The 17892-nt window shown below is 74.8% G+C and carries 12 protein-coding genes and 1 pseudogene; 7 read left to right on the top strand and 6 right to left on the bottom strand.

What is annotated here, in order from left to right; genetic code table 11:
* Positions 1–4: 4 nt before the first annotated feature.
* Together KRR39_RS05540 and KRR39_RS05545 are read right to left on the bottom strand one after the other, a co-directional pair.
* On the bottom strand, positions 5–253 hold the full coding sequence (locus KRR39_RS05540; protein WP_216941096.1) for a DUF8836 family protein: 249 nt from the start codon (positions 251–253) through the stop codon (positions 5–7).
* A gap of 18 nt (positions 254–271) precedes the next feature.
* Positions 272–790 carry a 2'-5' RNA ligase family protein gene (locus KRR39_RS05545; RefSeq protein ID WP_216941097.1) on the bottom strand — a complete coding sequence of 173 codons (519 nt, stop codon included), beginning with the start codon at positions 788–790 and terminating at the stop codon, positions 272–274.
* Between the two features lie 97 nt (positions 791–887).
* Between KRR39_RS05545 and KRR39_RS05550 the strand changes: the two genes are divergently transcribed.
* Complete coding sequence (locus KRR39_RS05550) at positions 888–1142, top strand: hypothetical protein (protein WP_216941098.1); 255 nt, start codon at positions 888–890, stop codon at positions 1140–1142.
* A gap of 3 nt (positions 1143–1145) precedes the next feature.
* On the opposite strand, the gene KRR39_RS05555 is transcribed toward KRR39_RS05550, so the two are convergent.
* Positions 1146–2213: an LLM class flavin-dependent oxidoreductase gene (locus tag KRR39_RS05555; protein WP_254185535.1), complete on the bottom strand. Its 1068-nt coding sequence runs from the start codon at positions 2211–2213 to the stop codon at positions 1146–1148.
* An 85-nt stretch (positions 2214–2298) separates the two neighbouring features.
* Here KRR39_RS05555 and KRR39_RS05560 point away from each other — a divergent pair, with 85 nt between their 5' ends.
* The 6 genes and pseudogenes from KRR39_RS05560 to KRR39_RS05580 all read left to right on the top strand — a co-directional run bounded on the left by KRR39_RS05560 (position 2299) and on the right by KRR39_RS05580 (position 13711).
* Entirely contained in the window at positions 2299–3447 is a 1149-nt protein-coding gene (locus tag KRR39_RS05560) for a PQQ-dependent sugar dehydrogenase (protein ID WP_216941099.1), read from the top strand.
* A gap of 130 nt (positions 3448–3577) precedes the next feature.
* Positions 3578–6961, top strand: coding sequence for an exodeoxyribonuclease V subunit gamma (gene recC, locus KRR39_RS05565; protein WP_216941100.1), 3384 nt, complete (start codon positions 3578–3580; stop codon positions 6959–6961).
* Positions 6958–7842: pseudogene (locus KRR39_RS24385) on the top strand (UvrD-helicase domain-containing protein); the annotation flags it as partial. The gene recC and the pseudogene KRR39_RS24385, both read left to right, overlap by 4 nt.
* 1387 nt (positions 7843–9229) lie before the next feature.
* Positions 9230–10390, top strand: a complete 1161-nt coding sequence (locus KRR39_RS24390) for a PD-(D/E)XK nuclease family protein (RefSeq protein ID WP_254185690.1) — start codon at positions 9230–9232, stop codon at positions 10388–10390.
* Complete coding sequence (gene recD / locus KRR39_RS05575; RefSeq protein WP_216941101.1) at positions 10387–12279, top strand: exodeoxyribonuclease V subunit alpha; 1893 nt, start codon at positions 10387–10389, stop codon at positions 12277–12279. Before KRR39_RS24390 ends, recD begins: the two co-directional genes overlap by 4 nt.
* Before the next feature lie 97 nt (positions 12280–12376).
* Entirely contained in the window at positions 12377–13711 is a 1335-nt protein-coding gene (locus KRR39_RS05580) for an NAD(P)/FAD-dependent oxidoreductase (protein ID WP_216941102.1), read from the top strand.
* Positions 13712–13717: 6 nt separating this feature from the next.
* Here the strand turns inward: KRR39_RS05580 and KRR39_RS05585 are convergent, their stop codons facing one another.
* The 3 genes from KRR39_RS05585 to KRR39_RS05595 form a co-directional block, all read right to left on the bottom strand.
* Positions 13718–15244, bottom strand: coding sequence for an MFS transporter (locus tag KRR39_RS05585; RefSeq protein ID WP_216941103.1), 1527 nt, complete (start codon positions 15242–15244; stop codon positions 13718–13720).
* A 196-nt stretch (positions 15245–15440) separates the two neighbouring features.
* On the bottom strand, positions 15441–16454 hold the full coding sequence (locus tag KRR39_RS05590; RefSeq protein ID WP_216941104.1) for an acetamidase/formamidase family protein: 1014 nt from the start codon (positions 16452–16454) through the stop codon (positions 15441–15443).
* Entirely contained in the window at positions 16451–17863 is a 1413-nt protein-coding gene (locus tag KRR39_RS05595; protein WP_216941105.1) for an APC family permease, read from the bottom strand. The genes KRR39_RS05590 and KRR39_RS05595 overlap by 4 nt, the downstream gene beginning before the upstream one ends.
* Positions 17864–17892: the final 29 nt, after the last annotated feature.

Consider the following 17892-nt stretch of genomic DNA (forward strand, 5'->3'; position numbering starts at 1 on the left):
GACGTCACGGCCGAGGACCGGTGCCGGCAGCGCCGTCGCCGGTCCCGGCCGGGTGCTCGACCAGCGCCAGGATCCGGCTGGCCATGAACCGGGCGGTGCGCACCGGCGTCCCGCTGCGGGTCACCTCGACGACCTCGACCACGCCCCGGCCGGTGCTCACCTCGACCCGCCGGCCGTTGCGCGTGGCGACGATGTCGTAGGTGCGGACCTCGTTGCCCGCGTCCACGACGACCTCCACCCGGTCACCCCGCATGCCTCGAGGGTAGGCCGCTCACGGCTGCCCGGGCAGGTCGTGCACCTCGCCGGTGCGGGTGTCCACCAGCACCAGTCGGCTGAGCAGGGCCGGCAGCGGCAGCACCTCGTAGACCCGGGTCGCCACCACGGGCAGCGCGTCGGCCGCCATCCGGGGCGCCAACGTGACGTGCGGCTGCCAGGCGCCGGGCCGGTAGTGCCGGTGCACCGCCCGGCCGTCGAGGGTGCGGGCCACCGACTCGTGCAGCCGCAGCAGGTCGATGCTGACGGTCGGCAGCAGCCAGCAGCGGCTGCGGGTGAACACGCCCAGCGCGTGCAGGTCGACCTCCAGCGGCAACGAGCTGGACAGCGCGGCGAGCGCCTCCGCCGGCACGGGGTCGTCGCCGCCGAGGGAGGCCAGCGTCAGGTGCGGGACGTGCCGCCCGTGGGTGTACGTCGCCAGGGTGCGCACCCCGTCGTACTCGAGCCGGCGCCACAGACCGCGGACAGCACGGTCGGCGCGCTCGTCGAGCAGCAGGCAGACGGAGAGGCCCGGCATGACTCCAGTGTGGCGGGCGGCCCACAGCGGACGGCGTCCCCTTCGCCGGCACCTCTCCGCGACCTAGCCTGGGAGCAGGCGGAGGAAGGGGCACGACATGCTGCCAGGCGGTTTGATCGCGGTGCTGCTGGTCGTCGGGGTGACCTGGCTGGTCGTCCGGACCATCTCGACGACGGGCGCCGTCCAGACGCTCGCGCCCCGCGAGCGGCAGGAGCTGGAGGCGCTGCGCGCGCTGGTCGACGACCTGAAGGAGACGGCGTGGGAGCACCGGGAGCTCGACTCCCCGCTGTCCACGATCGTGATCGACAAGATCCGGACCTACGAGCGGCACCGGCGCGACCTCGGCGGGTGAGGCTCAGCCCGTGGGGTCGGCGAGCAGCTCGCGGACCCGGGGCACCACCTGCTCGGCGTACAGCCGGATCGAGGTGAGCCGGTCGGCGTTCGGCTGGGTGCCCACCGAGTACTTCAGCTGGAAGCGGGAGAGCCCCAGCGTCGTGACCGCCCAGGCGATCTTGCGTGCCACGGTCTCCGGCGAGCCGACGAACAGCGCGCCCGTCGGGCCGGTCATCGCGTCGAACCCCTCGCGCGTGTACGGCGCCCAGCCACGCTCCCGGCCGATCTTGGTGAACGCGTCGCGCTGGTGGGGGAACATCTGCTCCACGGCGAGCTCGTCGGTCTCCGCGACGTGGCCGGGGCTGTGCATGCTGATCGGCAGCGGGTCGTGGCCGAACTCGGCGAGCGCCTGCCGGTAGAGGTCGGCCAGCGGCACGAACTGGCCGGGGGAGCCGCCGATCACCGCGAGCACCAGCGGCAGGCCGTAGTGCGCGGCCCGCACGACCGACTGCGGCGTGCCGCCGACGCCGACCCACGCGGGCAGCCGGCCGGACGCCGTGGGCGGGTAGACGACCTGGTCCTCCAGGGGTGGGCGGATGGTGCCGGTCCAGGTCACCGGCTGCTCCTTGAGCACCTCCGCGAACAGGTCGAGCTTCTCGGAGAACAGCACCTCGTAGTCCTCCAGGCGCAGGCCGAACAGCGGGAAGGACTCGGTGAACGACCCGCGTCCCAGGGTCACCTCGGCGCGGCCGTCCGAGAGCGCGTCGACCGTGGAGAACCGCTCGAACACCCGGATCGGGTCGTCGGAGCTGAGCACCGTCACGCTGGTGCCGAGCCGGATCCGGGACGTGCGGCCCGCGATCGCCGCGAGCACCACGTCGGGCGCGGAGACCGCGAAGTCGTCGCGGTGGTGCTCGCCGACACCGAAGTAGTCCAGGCCGAGCTCGTCGGCCAGCACCCCCTCGGTCACCACCTGCCGGATCGCCTCGGCGTGCGTGACCTGGCGGCCGTCCGGACCCGTGCCGCGGTCGCCGAACGTGTCCAGCCCGAACGTCGGTGCCTCGGGCGTGCCCAGGTGCTCCAGTGCCACGGTGTTCCTCTCGCAGGCGGACGGTCAGCCTACGGCCGGCCCGGGCGGGGCCGGCCGGTTTGGGCCGGTGAGGTCCCATGGAGACATGCCTGCGCCGTCTCGCGAAGCACCCCGCTCGACGCGCCGCACCCTGCTGCGGGGCGCGGCGGTGGCACCGGTGGCCGCGCTGCTGGCGGCCTGCGAGTCCTCGGCGCCGTCCTCCGCCCCGACCCCGACGGCCGGCGGTTCCGCGGGCACGGCCGGCCCGTCCGACGTACGCCGCGGGCCCGGGGCCGCACGCACGCTGGCCACCGGCATCGACGTGCCGTGGAGCATCGTGTTCCTGCCCGACGGGGACGCGCTGGTCTCCTCGCGCGACACCGGCCGGATCCTGCGCGTCGCCGGCGACGGCCGCACGCAGGTGGTCACCACCGTTCCCGGGGTGGTCAGCAACGTCGACCAGGGCGGGGAAGGGGGCCTGCTCGGCCTGGCGCTGCACCCGCGGTTCGCCTCGGACCCGTGGGTCTACGCCTACCACTCCACGAGCACCGACAACCGCGTCGTCCGGATGCGCTACCGCGACGGGCGGCTCGACCGGCCACGGCTCGTGCTGGACGGGATCCGCACCTCGGTGCACCACAACGGTGGCGGCCTCGCCTTCGGGCCGGACGGGCACCTGTTCGTCTCCACCGGGGACGCCGAGTCCTCCGCGAGCGCGCAGGACCGGTCCTCGCCGAACGGCAAGATCCTGCGGGTCACCGACACCGGCGGCACACCCGGCGGCAACCCGTTCCGGAACCCGGTGTGGAGCTACGGGCACCGCAACGTCGAGGGGCTCGCGTTCGACGGCCGGGGACAGCTGTGGGCCAGCGAGTTCGGCGACCAGGCCACCGACGAGCTGAACCGGATCGAGCGCGGAGGCGACTACGGCTGGCCGGCGGTCGAGGGGGCGGACGGCCCCGGCGGCTACCGCGACCCGCTGGCGACCTGGGACACCGACGCCTGCTCGCCGAGCGGGATCGCGGTCCTGCACGGCCGGGCGTGGCTGGGCGCGCTGCGGGGCGAGTGCGTGTACTCCGTGGTGCTGCGCGGCGCCGACCGTGGCCGGATCCGCCGGTACGTCGAGGGGCACGGCCGGATCCGGGCGGTCGCCGCGGCCCCGGACGGCTCCCTGTGGGTGGGTACGTCGAACCGGGACGGCCGGGGGACGCCGCGCTCCGGCGACGACCGGATCCTGCGGGTGACGTTCCCCTAGCCGGCGCACCCTCGCCGGGTCCGGACGGTGGGTCCGACGGCGGGCCCGACGGCGGGTCCGGACGCCGCCGCGGAACCGTCGGCGCCGTGGCCTAGGGTCGGGTCCGACGTCGGCCGACGAGGGGAGACACGTGACGCTGAGCATCCACCGCTCCGACCGCGCGGACGCGCTGGTCCGGGGGCTGGGCGAGCTGCTCGCGAGCGTTCCCGCCGACCCGTTCACCCCCGACCTGGTGGCGGTGCCGTCCCTGGGCGTCGAGCGCTGGATCGCCCAGACGCTGTCCACCTCGCTCGGCACCGCCGCCGGGGCCGCCGACGGCATCTGCGCCAACGTGCTGTTCCCGAACCCTTCCCGCCTGGTCGCCGACGCGGTCGCCGTCGCGTCCGGCATCGACCCCGACCAGGACCCCTGGCGCGAGGAGCGGCTCACCTGGCACCTCCTCGACGTGGTCGACCGGTGCGGCACCGAGCGGTGGTGCCGCACCCTCGGCCGGCACCTCGGCCTGCTCGACGGCGCCGTCGACGGCGCGGGGGACGGTGCCGGTGACCGGGGCCGCCGGGTCGCGACCGCGCAGAAGCTGGCCGGCCTGTTCACCGCGTACGGCGTCCAGCGGCCCGCCCTGCTGCGCGAGTGGGCCGCCGGCGCGGACACCGACGGCGACGGCCGGACGCTCGACGAGGACCTGGTCTGGCAGGCGGAGCTGTGGCGCCGGCTGCGGGCCGCGGTCGCCGTGGACAGCCCGGCCGAGCGGGTCGACGCTGCCTGCCGGCGGCTTCGCGAGGAGCCCTCGGTGGTGGACCTGCCCGCGCGCCTCTCGGTGTTCGGGCCGACCCGGCTGACCAGCGACCAGGTGCAGGTCCTCGCGGCCCTCGGCGAGCACCGCGACGTCCACCTGTGGCTCTCGCACCCCTCCCACGCGCTGTGGGACCGGGTGGCGCAGATCGAACCCGTGGTGACCCGCCGGTGGGACGACCCGGCGGCCGCGCTGCCGCGGCACCCGCTGATCGGGTCCTGCGGGCGCGACGCGCGGGAGATGCAGGTGCGGCTCGCGACGGCGGGCGGGGTGCCCGCGGTGGACGAGTACCTGCCGGTGGGGGAGCCGGCTCCGACCCTGCTCTCGGCGTTGCAGGAGGACCTCCGGCTGGACCGGCCGCCCGGCGTGCACGAGCCGGTGCCCGGCGACCGGTCGCTGCAGGTGCACGCCTGCCACGGCCGTCAGCGCGAGGTCGAGGTGCTCCGCGAGGTGCTGCTCGGGATGCTCGAGGACGACCCGACCCTGGAGCCGCGCGACGTGATCGTGATGTGCCCCGACATCGAGTCCTACGCCCCGCTGATCACCGCGGCCTTCGGCCTCGACGTCGACACCCTCGACGAGGCCGGCCGCCCGTCCGCCGGCCACCCCGGGCACCGGCTCCGGGTGCGGCTGGCCGACCGGGCCCTGAAGCAGACCAATCCCGTGCTCACGGTCGTCGCCCGGCTGCTCGACCTGGCCGACGCCCGGCTGACCGGCCCCGAGGTCCTCGACCTGGCCGCGCAGCCGGCGGTGCGGGCCCGCTTCGACTTCGACGACGACGAGCTGGAGCGGGTCGGCGACTGGGTCCGGCGGGCCGGTGTGCGGTGGGGCCTGGACGCGGCCGACCGGGCGCCGTACCACCTCGACGGCGTGCCCCAGAACACCTGGCAGACCGGGCTCGACCGGGTCCTGGTCGGGGTCACGATGGACGAGGAGGAGCTGCGGACCGTCGGGCTCGCACTGCCGCTCGACGACGTGGACAGCAACGAGGCCGACCTCGCCGGCCGGTTCGCCGAGCTCGTCGACCGGCTGGCACTGACCGTCGGGGCGCTGCGCTCGCCGCAGCCGCTGAGCGCCTGGGTGGACACGCTGGTCACCGCCGTCGACGACCTGACCTGGACCCCGCCGTTCGACGCCTGGCAGACCGCCGAGGCGCGCCGCGAGCTCACCGACGTGCTCACCTCCGCGGGCGACGGTGCGGCCGCCGCGCTGCTCGGCCTGGCCGACGTCCGGGCGCTGCTGGCCCGGCGGCTGCGCGGGCGGCCCACCCGCGCGAACTTCCGCACCGGGCAGCTGACGATGTGCACGATGGTGCCGATGCGGTCGGTGCCGCACCGCGTCGTGTGCCTGCTCGGCGTCAACGACGGGGTGTTCCCGCGGGGCACGCACGCCGACGGTGACGACGTGCTGGCCCGGTCGCCGCGGGTGGGGGAGCGCGACGTCCGCTCCGAGGACCGGCAGCTGTTCCTGGACGCCGTCCTCGCCGCGCGGGAGACGCTGGTCGTGCTCTACACCGGCGCCGACGAGCGCACGGGGGCGGTCCGCCCGCCCGCCGTACCCCTCGGGGAGCTGCTCGACGTCGTGGACCGGATGGTCCCGGGCGGCTCGGTGCTGGTCCGGCACCCGCTGCAGCCCTTCGACGCGCGCAACTTCGTCGACGGCGACCTCGGAGCCCCCGGCCCGTTCAGCTTCGACGCCGCCTCGTACGACGGGGCGCTGGCGCTGCGCGGTCCCCGGCACGCCGCGACCGCGTTCCTGGACCGCCCGCTGCCGCCGGCCGCGGACGGGGACGTCGTGGAGCTCGACGACCTGGTCCGCTTCCTGGAGGCCCCGGTGAAGACGTTCCTGCGCCAGCGCCTCGGGCTCAGCATGTTCTCCGAGGACGACGACCCGGCCGAGGCGGTGCCGATCGAGCTCGACGCCCTCGAGAAGTACCACGTCGGCCACCGGCTGCTCGAGCACCGGCTCGCCGGGGTCCCGCGTGGCCAGGTCGTGCGCGCCGAGTGGCTGCGCGGCGACCTCCCGCCGGGCCCGCTCGGTGAGACCGTCGTGACCCCCGTCGCCGACGAGGTCGACGCCCTGGTGGCCCAGACCGAGGGCCTGCGGACCGGCGGCGCGATGGTCCTGGACGCGGCCGTCACGCTGCCCGGTCTCGTCCGGGTGTCCGGCACCGTCCCCGGGGTGTACGGCGACCGGCTGGTGCGGGTCGTCTACTCCAAGCTCGGGTTCAAGCACCGGCTGCGGGCCTGGGTGCAGCTCCTGCTCCTGGTCGCCGCGCACGAGGACCGGGACTGGACCGCGGCCACCGTGGGCCGGGGCCGGACCCCCACTCTCTCCCAGCTGGTCCCGCCGCCGCGCGCCGACGCCGTGGCCCGGCTGGCCGAGCTCGTCGCGGTCTATCGCGCCGGCCTGGAGGCACCGCTCCCGCTCGCCCCGAAGACGTCCGGCGCCTACGCCGACAAGCGGCACCGCGGGTCGCCGGTCGCCGCCAGCACGCTGAAGGCGGAGGGCGAGTGGCGCCGCAGCCACCAGGGCCGGGAGATCGGCGAGTTCGGTGACGCCGAGCACCTGCGGGTCTGGGGCGACCGCCCGCTCGGTGCCCTGCTGACCGCCCCGGTGCGCGCCGACCTGGGCTGGTCCGAGGAAGGCACGCTGTTCGGCCAGCTCGCCCGGGTCGTCTGGGAGCCGCTGCTCTCGTGCGAGCGGATCGTGACGGCATGAGCGACGTCTTCGACCTCACCGGCGAGCTGCCCACCGGGACCACGGTCCTGGAGGCCAGCGCGGGCACCGGCAAGACGCACACGATCGCGGCGCTCGCGGCCCGCTACGTCGCCGAGGGCGTGGCCCGCATCGACGAGCTCATGCTGGTCACCTTCGGCCGGGCCGCGACCGTCGAGCTCCGCGAGCGCGTGCGTGAGCGTCTGGTCGCCACAGCGGTTGCGCTGGCCGACCCCGCGGCCGCCCGCGCCTCCGGCGACGAGGTCGAGCGGCACCTCGCGACCGGGCCGGCCGACGTGGTCGACGTACGACGGGAGCGGCTGGCGCACGCCGTGGCGAACTTCGACGCGGCCACCATCGCCACGACCCACGGCTTCTGCCACCAGATGCTCGCCGGGCTCGGGGTGGCCGCCGACGTCGACGCCGACCTGACCTTCACCGAGACCGTGTCGGAGGTGGTCGCCGAGGTCGCCGGCGACCTGTACCTCCGCGCCTACGCCCGGCCCGGCAGCGCGCCCCCGCCGATCGGCTACGCCCGCGCGCTCACGGTGGCCAACGCCGCGGTCGCGGACCGGCAGGCCCGGCTCGAGCCGGTCGGCGCCGACCCGGACTCCGAGTCCGACGTCCTGCGGCGGCTCGCGGACCGGGTGCGCACCGAGGTCGAGCAGCGCAAGCGTAGCCGACGGGTGATGGACTACGACGACCTGCTGGTGCACCTGCGCGACGCCCTCGTGGACCCGGGCACCGGCGCGGACGCCCGCTCGCGGGTGCGCAGCCGCTACCGGGTCGTGCTGGTCGACGAGTTCCAGGACACCGACCCGGTGCAGTGGGAGATCCTGGAGAGCGCGTTCCACGGCCACCGCACGCTGGTGCTGATCGGCGACCCGAAGCAGGCCATCTACGCGTTCCGCGGCGCCGACGTGGTCACCTACCTGCACGCCACCGGCACGGCCGCGGTGACCGAGACGCTGGGCACCAACTGGCGCAGCGACGCCGCGCTGGTCCAGGGGCTCTCGCACGTCCTCGGTGGCGCGGCCCTGGGCGATGGGCGGATCACCGTGCACCCGGTCGACGCGGCCCACGCCGGACGCCGGCTGCGCGGTGCGCCCGACGACACCCCGGTCCGGCTGCGGGTCGTGGACCGCACCGAGCTGCGGCCCGGACGCACCGACGTGCTGGCGGTCAAGGACGTCCGCCCGTACGTCGCCCGCGACGTCGCGGCCGACATCGTCCGGCTGCTGTCCTCGGGGGCGGTGCTCAGCGACGGCGACCCCGGCGTCGAGCGGCCGGTGCGCCCGGCCGACGTCGCCGTGCTCGTGCAGCGCAACGACGACGGCGCCACGGTCCGCGACATGCTGGCTGCCGTCGGCGTACCCGTCGTGCTGACCAGCACCACCAGCGTGTTCCTGTCCGGGGCGGCCGCGGACTGGCTGACCCTGCTCGAGGCGCTGGAGAAGCCGCAGCGCCCCGGCCTTGCGCGGGCCGCGGCGCTCACCGACTTCGTGGGCTGGCCGGCCGCGCGGCTGGCGTCCGACGACGACGCGGCCTTCGACGACCTCGGGGCCCGGCTGCACGCGTGGACCGAGGTGCTGGCCGAGCGCGGGGTCGCCGCCCTGTTCGAGGTGCTGGTCGGCTCGGGCCTGGTCGAGCGGGTGCTGGCCACCGAGCTCGGCGAGCGCCGGCTGACCGACCTGCGGCACGTCGGGCAGAGCCTGCACGCCGCCGCCGCGGAGGGCTCGTTGGGGGTCGCGTCGCTGGTGGAGTGGCTGCAGCGGCGGATCGCCGAGGCCCGCGACGACGTGGCCGAGGAGCGCAGCCGCCGGCTCGACTCCGACGCCGCCGCGGTGCAGGTCATCACCGTGCACCGCAGCAAGGGTCTGGAGTTCCCGATCGTCTACGCGCCGTTCCTGTGGGACAAGCACGTGTTCGAGAACCCCGAGCTGCTGCGGCTGCACGACCCCGCGGGGCAGCGGGTGCTCGACGTGGGCGGCGCCGGCGGGGTCGGGTACGACGCGCGCCGGGCGCTGCACCTCGCCGAGGACGCGGGGGGAGTCGCTCCGGCTCGCGTACGTCGCGCTGACCCGGGCCCGCTGCCAGGTCGTCGCGCACTGGGCGCCCACCGGCAACACCCGCGCCGCGCCGCTGCACCGGCTGCTGCTCGGGGACCGTGGCGAGCAGGGCCAGGTCCCGGACTGGGCCACCGTCGGCGACGACGGGTCGGTCCGGCGGCGGCTCGACGACCTCGCCGCGCGGTCCGGCGGCACGATCTCCGTGGCGTCGGCGGTCAGCGCGGCCGGCCGGTCCTGGCAGCGGCCGGTGGTCGCCGACCCCCGCCTGGACGTGCGGCGGTTCGACCGGACCGTCGACGCGGCCTGGGTGCGCACGTCGTACTCCGGGCTGACCGCCGGCCTGCACGACGCGCCGCCGGAGCGCGGCGTGGCCAGCGAGACCGAGCGGCCGGGGACCGTGGACGAGCCGGACGCCGAGGGGGTCTCGACGGGCTCGACCACCCGGGAAGCGGGCTCGACCACCCGGGAAGCGGGCTCGACCACCCGGGAAGCCGGCTCGACCACCCGGGAGACCGGGGCGGTGGTTCTAGGGAGCGACCTGCGGTCGCCGATGGCGGCGCTGCCGAAGGGCGCGGCGTTCGGCACCCTGGTGCACGGGGTGCTGGAGAACACCGACTTCACCGCACCGGACCTGCGCGCGGAGCTGGTCCGCGAGTGCGAGGCGGCGCGCTCCCAGAGCCACGCCGGCATCCCGGCCGCCGAGCTGGCCGACGCGCTGCTCCCGGTGCTGCTCACCCCGCTCGGGCCGCTCGCCGGCGGCCTGCGGCTGGCGGACCTCGGGCGCGCCGACCGGCTCGACGAGCTCGACTTCGAGCTGCCGCTGCTGGGCGGCGAGACGCCGACCGGCGACGCCACGGTCGGTCAGATCGCCGGGCTGCTGCGCCGGCACCTGCCGCCCACCGACCTGCTGCACGCGTTCGCCGACGACCTGGCCACCCCGCTGCTGGCCGACCGGTCGCTGCGCGGCTTCCTCGGCGGCAGCATCGACCTGGTGCTGCGGGTCCGCGACGAGCAGGGCACGCCGCGGCACCTGGTGGTCGACTACAAGACCAACTGGCTCGGCGGGGAGACGCTGACCGCCGCGGACTACACGCCCACGGCGATGGCGCGCGGGATGCGCGAGGCGCACTACCCGCTGCAGGCCCTGCTGTACTCCGTCGCGCTGCACCGGTTCCTGCGCTGGCGGCAGCCGGGATACGACCCGGAGAGCCAGCTCGGCGGCGTGCTGTACCTCTTCCTCCGGGGCATGTGCGGACCGGCGACGCCAGTGGTCGACCAGATGCCGTGCGGCGTCTTCTCGTGGTCACCGCCCGCCGCCCTCGTCACCGACCTGTCCGACCTGCTGGACCGAGGTGCGCCGTGACCACCGACCAGGCCGCTCCGGCCACCACCGTCGACCCGTTCGACGCCCAGCAGGTACGACGGGCCACCGGGCCGCTCGCGGACTTCAACCGCGTCGGCGTGCTCGGCGCCGCGGACGTGCACGTGGCCACCCGGCTCGGCCGCCTCGGGCCGGAGACCGACACCAGCGTGCTGCTCGCGGTCGCCCTCACGGTGCGCGCGCTGCGGCACGGGTCGGTGTGCCTCGACCTCGCCACCGTCGCCCAGGTCACCGCCGTGGAAGGTGTGGACCGGGCGGTGGTCGCGGCCCTGCCGTGGCCCGAGCCCACGGCCTGGACCGCCGCCCTGGAGCGCAGCCCGCTCGTCGCGGTGGGCGCCGACGGTGCCGCCGACCGCCCGCTGCGCCGGCTGGGCGGGCTGCTCTACCTGGACCGCTACTGGCGGCAGGAGCGCTGCATCGCCGAGATGCTCGACCGGGCCGCCGCGCGCCCGCAGCCCTCGGTGGACGCGCCCCGGGTGGCCGCCGCCGTCGCCCGGCTGTTCCCCGCCGAGGACTCCGACCGGCAGCGGCTGGCCGCCGTGGTCGCGGCACACCGCTGGGTCAGCGTGCTCGCCGGCGGGCCCGGCACCGGCAAGACCACCACCGTTGCCAAGCTGCTCGCGGTGCTGGCCGACCAGCCCGGCGACCCGCTGCGCGTCGCGATGGCGGCGCCGACCGGCAAGGCCGCGGCCCGGTTGACCGAGGCGGTGGCCGGCGTGACGTCGGCGATGGATGCCGCCGACCAGGAGCGGCTCGGCACCCTGAAGGCCTCCACGCTGCACCGGCTGCTCGGCTGGAAGCCCGGGGCCCGGGGTCGCTTCCGGCACGACCGGTCCAACCGGCTGCCCTACGACGTGGTGGTCGTCGACGAGGCGTCGATGGTGTCGCTGACCCTGATGGCCCGGCTCGCCGAGGCGCTGCGCGACGACTGCCGGCTGGTGCTCGTCGGCGACCCGGACCAGCTCGCGTCCGTCGAGGCGGGCGCGGTGCTCGGCGACCTGGTGGCCCGGGAGGCGACCGCGCCGGGGGTGCAGCCGGCCGGTCTCGAGGAGCTGGTGACCCGCGACCTGGGCGACCTCACCGGCACCGAGCAGCACGCCGCGCTGCACGACGGCGTGGTCCGGCTCTCCCACGTGCACCGGTTCTCCGGCGACATCCTGGACCTCGCGGAGGCGGTGCGATCCGGTCGCGCCGACGACGTCCTCGACGTGCTCGCCCGCGGCGGCGAGGCCGTGGAGCACGTCGACCTCGACGGCGCGGTCGCGGACGAGCAGCTGCGCGGCGTCCGCGCGGACACGGTCGCGGCCGGTGAGGACCTCGTGCGCGCCGCCCGGTCCGGCGACGCCGCCGCGTCCTTGGAGCGGCTCGACCGGCACCGGGTGCTGTGCGCGCACCGCGAGGGCGCCTACGGTGTGCGCAGGTGGAGCCTGCTGATGGAGGAGTGGCTGCGTGAGGCGATCGACGGCTACGCCCGTGAGGGTCGCTGGTACGTCGGCCGTCCGCTGATGGTGACCTCGAACGACTACCAGCTGCGGCTCTTCAACGGCGACACCGGAGTGGTCGTCCAGGACGGGTCCGGGGTGCGGGCGGCGTTCCGGCGGGACAACGTCGACGACCTGCTGCCGGTCAGCCGGCTCTCGGAGGTGCAGACCGTGCACGCGATGTCGGTGCACCGCAGCCAGGGCAGCCAGTTCGCCCGGGTGACGCTGGTGCTGCCGCCGGCCGACTCGCCGCTGCTGACCCGCGAGCTGCTCTACACCGCGATCACCCGCGCCAAGGAGCACGTGCGCATCGTCGGCACCGCCGAGGCGCTCGCGGCCGCGGTGCGGCGCCCGATCGCCCGCGCGAGCGGGCTGCGCGAGCGCGGCTGATCACAGGAGGTTTTTAGGATCCGGTCTGCGGTGGGTTCTGGCTGTTTGCGCGACTCGTCCACTGTGCGAGGCGGGAGACCGTGCCTAGCCTCGAAGCGTGCCCACCACGCTGCCAGGCCCCGGTCGACCGCTGCTGCTGGCGGTGGATGCCGACCCGGCGCAGCTGGGCCGCATCGAGACCGAGCTGCAGCACTCCTTCGGCGGGGACTACCGGGTCGGGGGCGAGACCACCGTCGCGGACGCCGGGCGGGTGCTGCGGGACGCCCACGACCGTGACGACGTCGTGGCGCTGGTGCTGGTGGACCGCGGGTTCCTCGACGAGGCGCGGTCCGACCTGTTCGAGCTGGTACGCCGCCTGCATCCCGACGCGCGACGGGCGCTGCTGATCGACTGGCGCGACTGGGTGGACCGGGGCGCCGCCCAGGCGGTCCTGCACGCGATGGCCGTCGAGCACGTCGGCCACTACGTGCTCATGCCCTGGATCCCGGGCGACGAGCTGTTCCACCGGACGGTCGCCGAGCTCGTCCAGGAGTGGTCGCGCGGTGCCGCGTGGCCCATGCGCGAGGTGGTCGTCGTCGCGGCGCCGGGCTCGGCGCGCGCGTACGCCATCAGCGACCTGCTCACCCGCAACGGGATCCCGCACGCCTTCCGCGACCGCGCCTCGCAGCTCGGCCGCGAGGTGCTCGAGCGCACCGGCTCGGGCCGTGCCGGGGTCGCGGTGTGGATGCCGGCGCTGGGCGGGAGGACCCTGGTGGACCCGACCGACGCCGAGCTGGTGGAGGCCTGGGGCGTGCCGACCACGCTCGCGGAGGACCAGCGGACGTTCGACGCGCTCGTGGTGGGCGGCGGCCCGGCCGGTCTGGCTGCCGCGGTCCACGCGTCGTCGGAGGGTCTGCGCACGCTGGTGGTCGAGCAGGAGTCCCTCGGCGGTCAGGTGGGTGCGAGCTCGCTGATCCGCAACTACCTGGGGTTCCTGCGCGGGATCAGCGGCGCCGAGCTCGCGCAGCACGGGTACCAGCAGGCCTGGGTGTTCGGGGCGCACTTCGTCCTGACCCGGGAGGTCGACCACGTCGGCCGCCAGGACGGCGGGTTCGTCGCCCACGTCGCGGGGATCGGCACCGTCCGGGCCGGCGGGGTGGTCGTGGCGACCGGGGTGCCCGACCGGGGTCCCGATGCCGCGCCGCGCACCGACTGGCTGCCCGAGGACGTGGCCCGGGACCGGCACGGCTTCCTGCTCACCGGCGCCGACGCGGCCGCGAGCGGGTGGTCCTCCGGGCGGATGCCGCATCCCCACGAGACCACGGTCCCGGGACTGTTCGCCGTCGGGGACGTGCGGTGCGGATCGGTGAAGGGAGTCGCGTGCGCGGTCGGGGAGGGCTCGGCCGTCGTGGCGCAGCTGCAGCAGTACCTGGGGACGCTCGCCCGCGCCTGAGGGTCGTCAGGCGGGGACCTGGGCGGGCACGTCCTGCTTGCGGGCGTTCACCACGAACACGGCCACGAGCCAGCCTGCGGCGAGCAGCACGGCACCCCAGAAGAACGCCACGTGGTAGCCGTGGACCAGCGCCAGGGGGGTCACCCGCTGCACGTCCTGCGGGCTGCCCAGATGGGCCGCGAAGTAGCTGGTCACCGCGCCGGCGAACAGCGTGTTCAGCAAGGCGGTGCCGAGCGAACCGCCGATCTGCTGGGAGGTGTTCAGCACCGCGCTGGCCACCCCCGCGTCGTGGGGCTCCACGCCGGACAGCGCGGTGCTCGAGGCCGGGATGAAGACCCCCGCCAGCCCGATGCTCATCAACAGCTCCGCGGGCAGCACGTGGCTCCAGTAGGCGGTGTCCTGGCCGATCGTGGTGAGCAGCAGCATGCCGGCGACGGCCATCGCGAGGCCGACCACCATGATCGGCCGGGGGCCGAGGCGGGGGAGCAGCTGGGCGACCGCGCCCGCGGTGACGATGATGCCGGCGCTGAAGGGCAGGAAGGCGAAGCCGGCGCGCAACGGGCTCCAGCCGAGGTTCACCTGGAAGTAGTAGGTCAGGAACAGGAACATCGCGAACAGCCCGGCACCCACCAGCAGGAAGATCAGGAAGGCGCCACCCCGGTTGCGGTCGAGCACCACCCGCAGCGGCAGCATCGGGTTGCGGCTGCGGGTCTCCCAGTAGACGAAGGCGACCAGCAGGACCAGCGCGGCGGCCAGCCACGCGATCGTGCTCGGGTCCGTCCAGCCCTGCACCGCGCGCGACGTGGGGTCCTCGGGGTGCTGGGCCCGGGCGGCCTCGGTGAAGCCGAAGACCAGCGCGAACAGCCCGGTGGTCGCGAGCAGGACGCCCGGCACGTCGTAGCGGGTGTCGCCGTGCGCCTTGCTCTCGTGCACGAGCACGACCGCGGCGGCGGCGACGACCAGGGACACCGGCACGTTCACGCCGAGGCACCAGCGCCACGAGGTGTACTCGGTCAGCACGCCGCCGACGATCAGGCCGATCGCCGCGCCACCGCCGGCCAGCGCGCCGAACACCCCGAACGCCTTGGCCCGCTCCCTGGGTTCGGTGAACGTCACCGTGACCAGGGACAGCGCCGCCGGAGCCATCAGCGCCGCGAACCCGCCCTGCAGCGCCCGGGCGGCGAACAGCAGCTCCTGGGTGGGCGCGAGCCCGCCGACCGCGGAGGCGGCGGCGAAGCCCAGCAGCCCGACGATGAACGTGCGCTTGCGTCCGGTGTAGTCGGCGATCCGGCCGCCGAGCAGCAGCAGCGCGCCGAACGCCAGGGTGTAGGCGGTGACGATCCACTGCCGGTCGGCGTTGCTGATGCCGAGGTCCGCCTGCGCCGAGGGCAGTGCGATGTTCACGATCGAGGCGTCCAGCACGATCATCAGCTGGGCGGCGGCCAGCACCGTCAGCGCCCACCACCGTCTCGGATCGGGCTCGGTGGCGGCGACGCGGGTGGACACCTCGGCGGGGCTCACGGACTCGGGCATGGTCACTCCTTGGCGGGTCGAGCGTCGAGCGGTGCACCGGCCTCAACGGGGTCCGACGCCGGTGGCTTCCCTACGTCGACGACTCTTGCGGAGACCACCGACAGTGCCGCGGGATCCCGGCCGGCCGGACCAGACCGGACCGGACCGGCGACTCGTGGACCCGGACCTCGCAGTCCCCCGGGCACCGCCCGGGGGACTACCGGGTGCGGAGGTAGTCGGCGCCGACCGCGCGGAGCCGGTCGTGCAGGCCGTCGTAGGCGGTGGTCGCGCCGAGCAGCGTCTTGGGCAGCTTGGCGACCATCGTGTAGTTGGTGTCCACGACGTTGCCCGCCGGCGCGAGGCCGGCCTGGCTGACGAGCTGGTAGGCGTCGAGCTGCTCGAGCCCGAGCAGGGAGCCGGTCCAGCCGACGAGGTCGTGCTGGCTCATCCGGTAGGCGTCCTCGAGCGGCCGCGCGGAGCCGGTGGTCATCAGGAACCCGTCGCTCTCGATCCGCGGCGAGACCGGGGCGCCGCCCTTGACCAGGTCGACGACGACCACGGTGCGCATCGCCGCCTCGACCGCCGTACCGCAGACCTCGCCCTCGCCCTGGCGGGCGTGCCCGTCGCCGAGCGACAGCATGCCGCCGGGGACGTTGACCGGGAAGTACGCCGTGACGCCGGCGCGCATCTCCGGGGTGTCCATGTTCCCGCCGTGCGCGGCGGGGGTGATGCTCATCAGCACCTCGCCCGCGGCCGGGGCGACCCCGACGGTGCCGTGCATCGGGTCGAGGGGCAGCTCCACGGAGAAGTCCGTACGACGGGCCTGGAACCGGCACACGCCGGCGGCGACGTCGAGCTCGTAGATCCAGACCCGCTCCTCCAGCGCCTCGTGCAGCATCGCGGTCGCGTGCGTCGTGGTCAGTGCGCCGAAGTGCGGGAACGTGCTCGACGCGGCCCAGTCCCGGGCCGGGGTGATCTCCACGAAGTGCACCGTGAGGGTGTCGCCGACCTCCGCGCCCTCCACGGCGATCGGGCCGGTGACCGGGTTGAGGAAGGGGAACTCGCAGACCACGCTGGGCAGGTCGTCGACGCTGCGCACCTTGCCCGCGAAGCAGTCCTCGGTGGACAGCTCGACGATCGTGCCCGGTGCGACGGTCAGCAGCGGCTCGCGGCCGCCGAACGCGAAGGCGTACTGGTCGGTGGTCGGGTGCAGGGTGCGGACCTCGGTCATCGGGCGTCCCCGTCCTGGTCCGTGCCGTGCGTGTCCGCGAGGGACAGCTCGGGCTTGCGACCGGTCGCCAGCAGGAAGCTCAGGACCCCGACCCCCAGGGCCAGCCAGACGAGGCCGAGGTACTTCGCCTCCAGCTGGGCGTTGAAGAGCACGTAGGTCAGGATCGCGAACCCGATCACCGGGGACACGACGTGCCGCAGCCAGTCGCGGCTGCCGTTGCGCACGACGTAGTGCCAGACCACCGAGACGTTCAGCGCGAGGAACGCGGTCAGCGCACCGAAGTTGACCAGCGTGGAGAGCAGCGAGATCCCGTTGTCGCGGGTGTTGAAGAACAGCCCGACCGCCAGGGACACCACCGCCACCAGGAACGTGGCGTTCAGCGGCACGCCCCTGGTGCGGTGCACCTTGGCCAGGAAGGAGGGCAGCTGCCGGTCCCGGGCCATCGCGTAGAGCAGCCGGGACGTGGCGGCCTGCGCCACCAGCGAGTTGGCGAAGCCCCAGGCGATCGCGGTCGCGAGGGCCGTGAGCTTGGACAGCCAGGCACCGCCCGCCACGGCGGCGGCGTCGTAGAACGCGGTGCCGCCGGGGTCGCCGTCGGCGATCAGGCGGGCCGGCTCCGGCACCAGCAGCGCGGCGACCCAGGTCTGCACGATGAACAGCACGCCGGCGAGCAGCAGCGCGGCGATCATGGAGCGGCCGATCGCCTTGCTGGAGTCGCGGTTCTCCTCGGCCAGCGTGGAGATGCCGTCGAAGCCCAGGAACGACAGCACCGCGATCGAGACGGCACCGAAGACCAGCGGCAGCGAGAACGTGTCGGCGTTGTAGACCGGGGTCCAGTTGAAGCCGCGGCCCTTGCCCTGGGCGAGCGCCACGATGCCGATCACGATGAAGATCGCCAGGACGATGAGCTCGGCGACCAGCATCACCTTGTTGACCTTGGCGGTGAGCTCGATCCCGGCGTAGTTCACCGCGGTGTTCAGCACCACGAAGCCGACGATCCAGATCCACACCGGGACCGCGGGCACCAGGGTGTTCATCGCGATGCCGGCGATCAGGTAGAGCAGGCTGGGGACCAGGATGTAGTCCAGCAGGATCATCCAGCCGGACAGGAAGCCCACCGGGGCGGCGATGCCGCGGCCGGCGTAGGTGTAGACCGAGCCGGCCATCGGGAAGGCCTGCGACATCTGGGAGTACGACAGGGCGGTGAACATCATCGCGACCATGCCGATGACGTAGGCCAGCGCGACCATCCCGCCGGAGCCCTGGAACACGCTGCCGAAGATGCCGAACGGCGCGATCGGGACCATGAACACCAGCCCGTAGACCAGCAGGTCGCCGAAGCTGAGGGAGCGGTGCAGCTCCTGGGTGTAGCCGTACTGCTCGATGTCGTGCCGGGTGGAGTCGCTCATGGCCCCTCGATCGTCGTGCCGGGCGGTGG

It is taken from the genome of Nocardioides panacis (assembly GCF_019039255.1).
Taxonomy (GTDB): domain Bacteria; phylum Actinomycetota; class Actinomycetes; order Propionibacteriales; family Nocardioidaceae; genus Nocardioides_B; species Nocardioides_B panacis.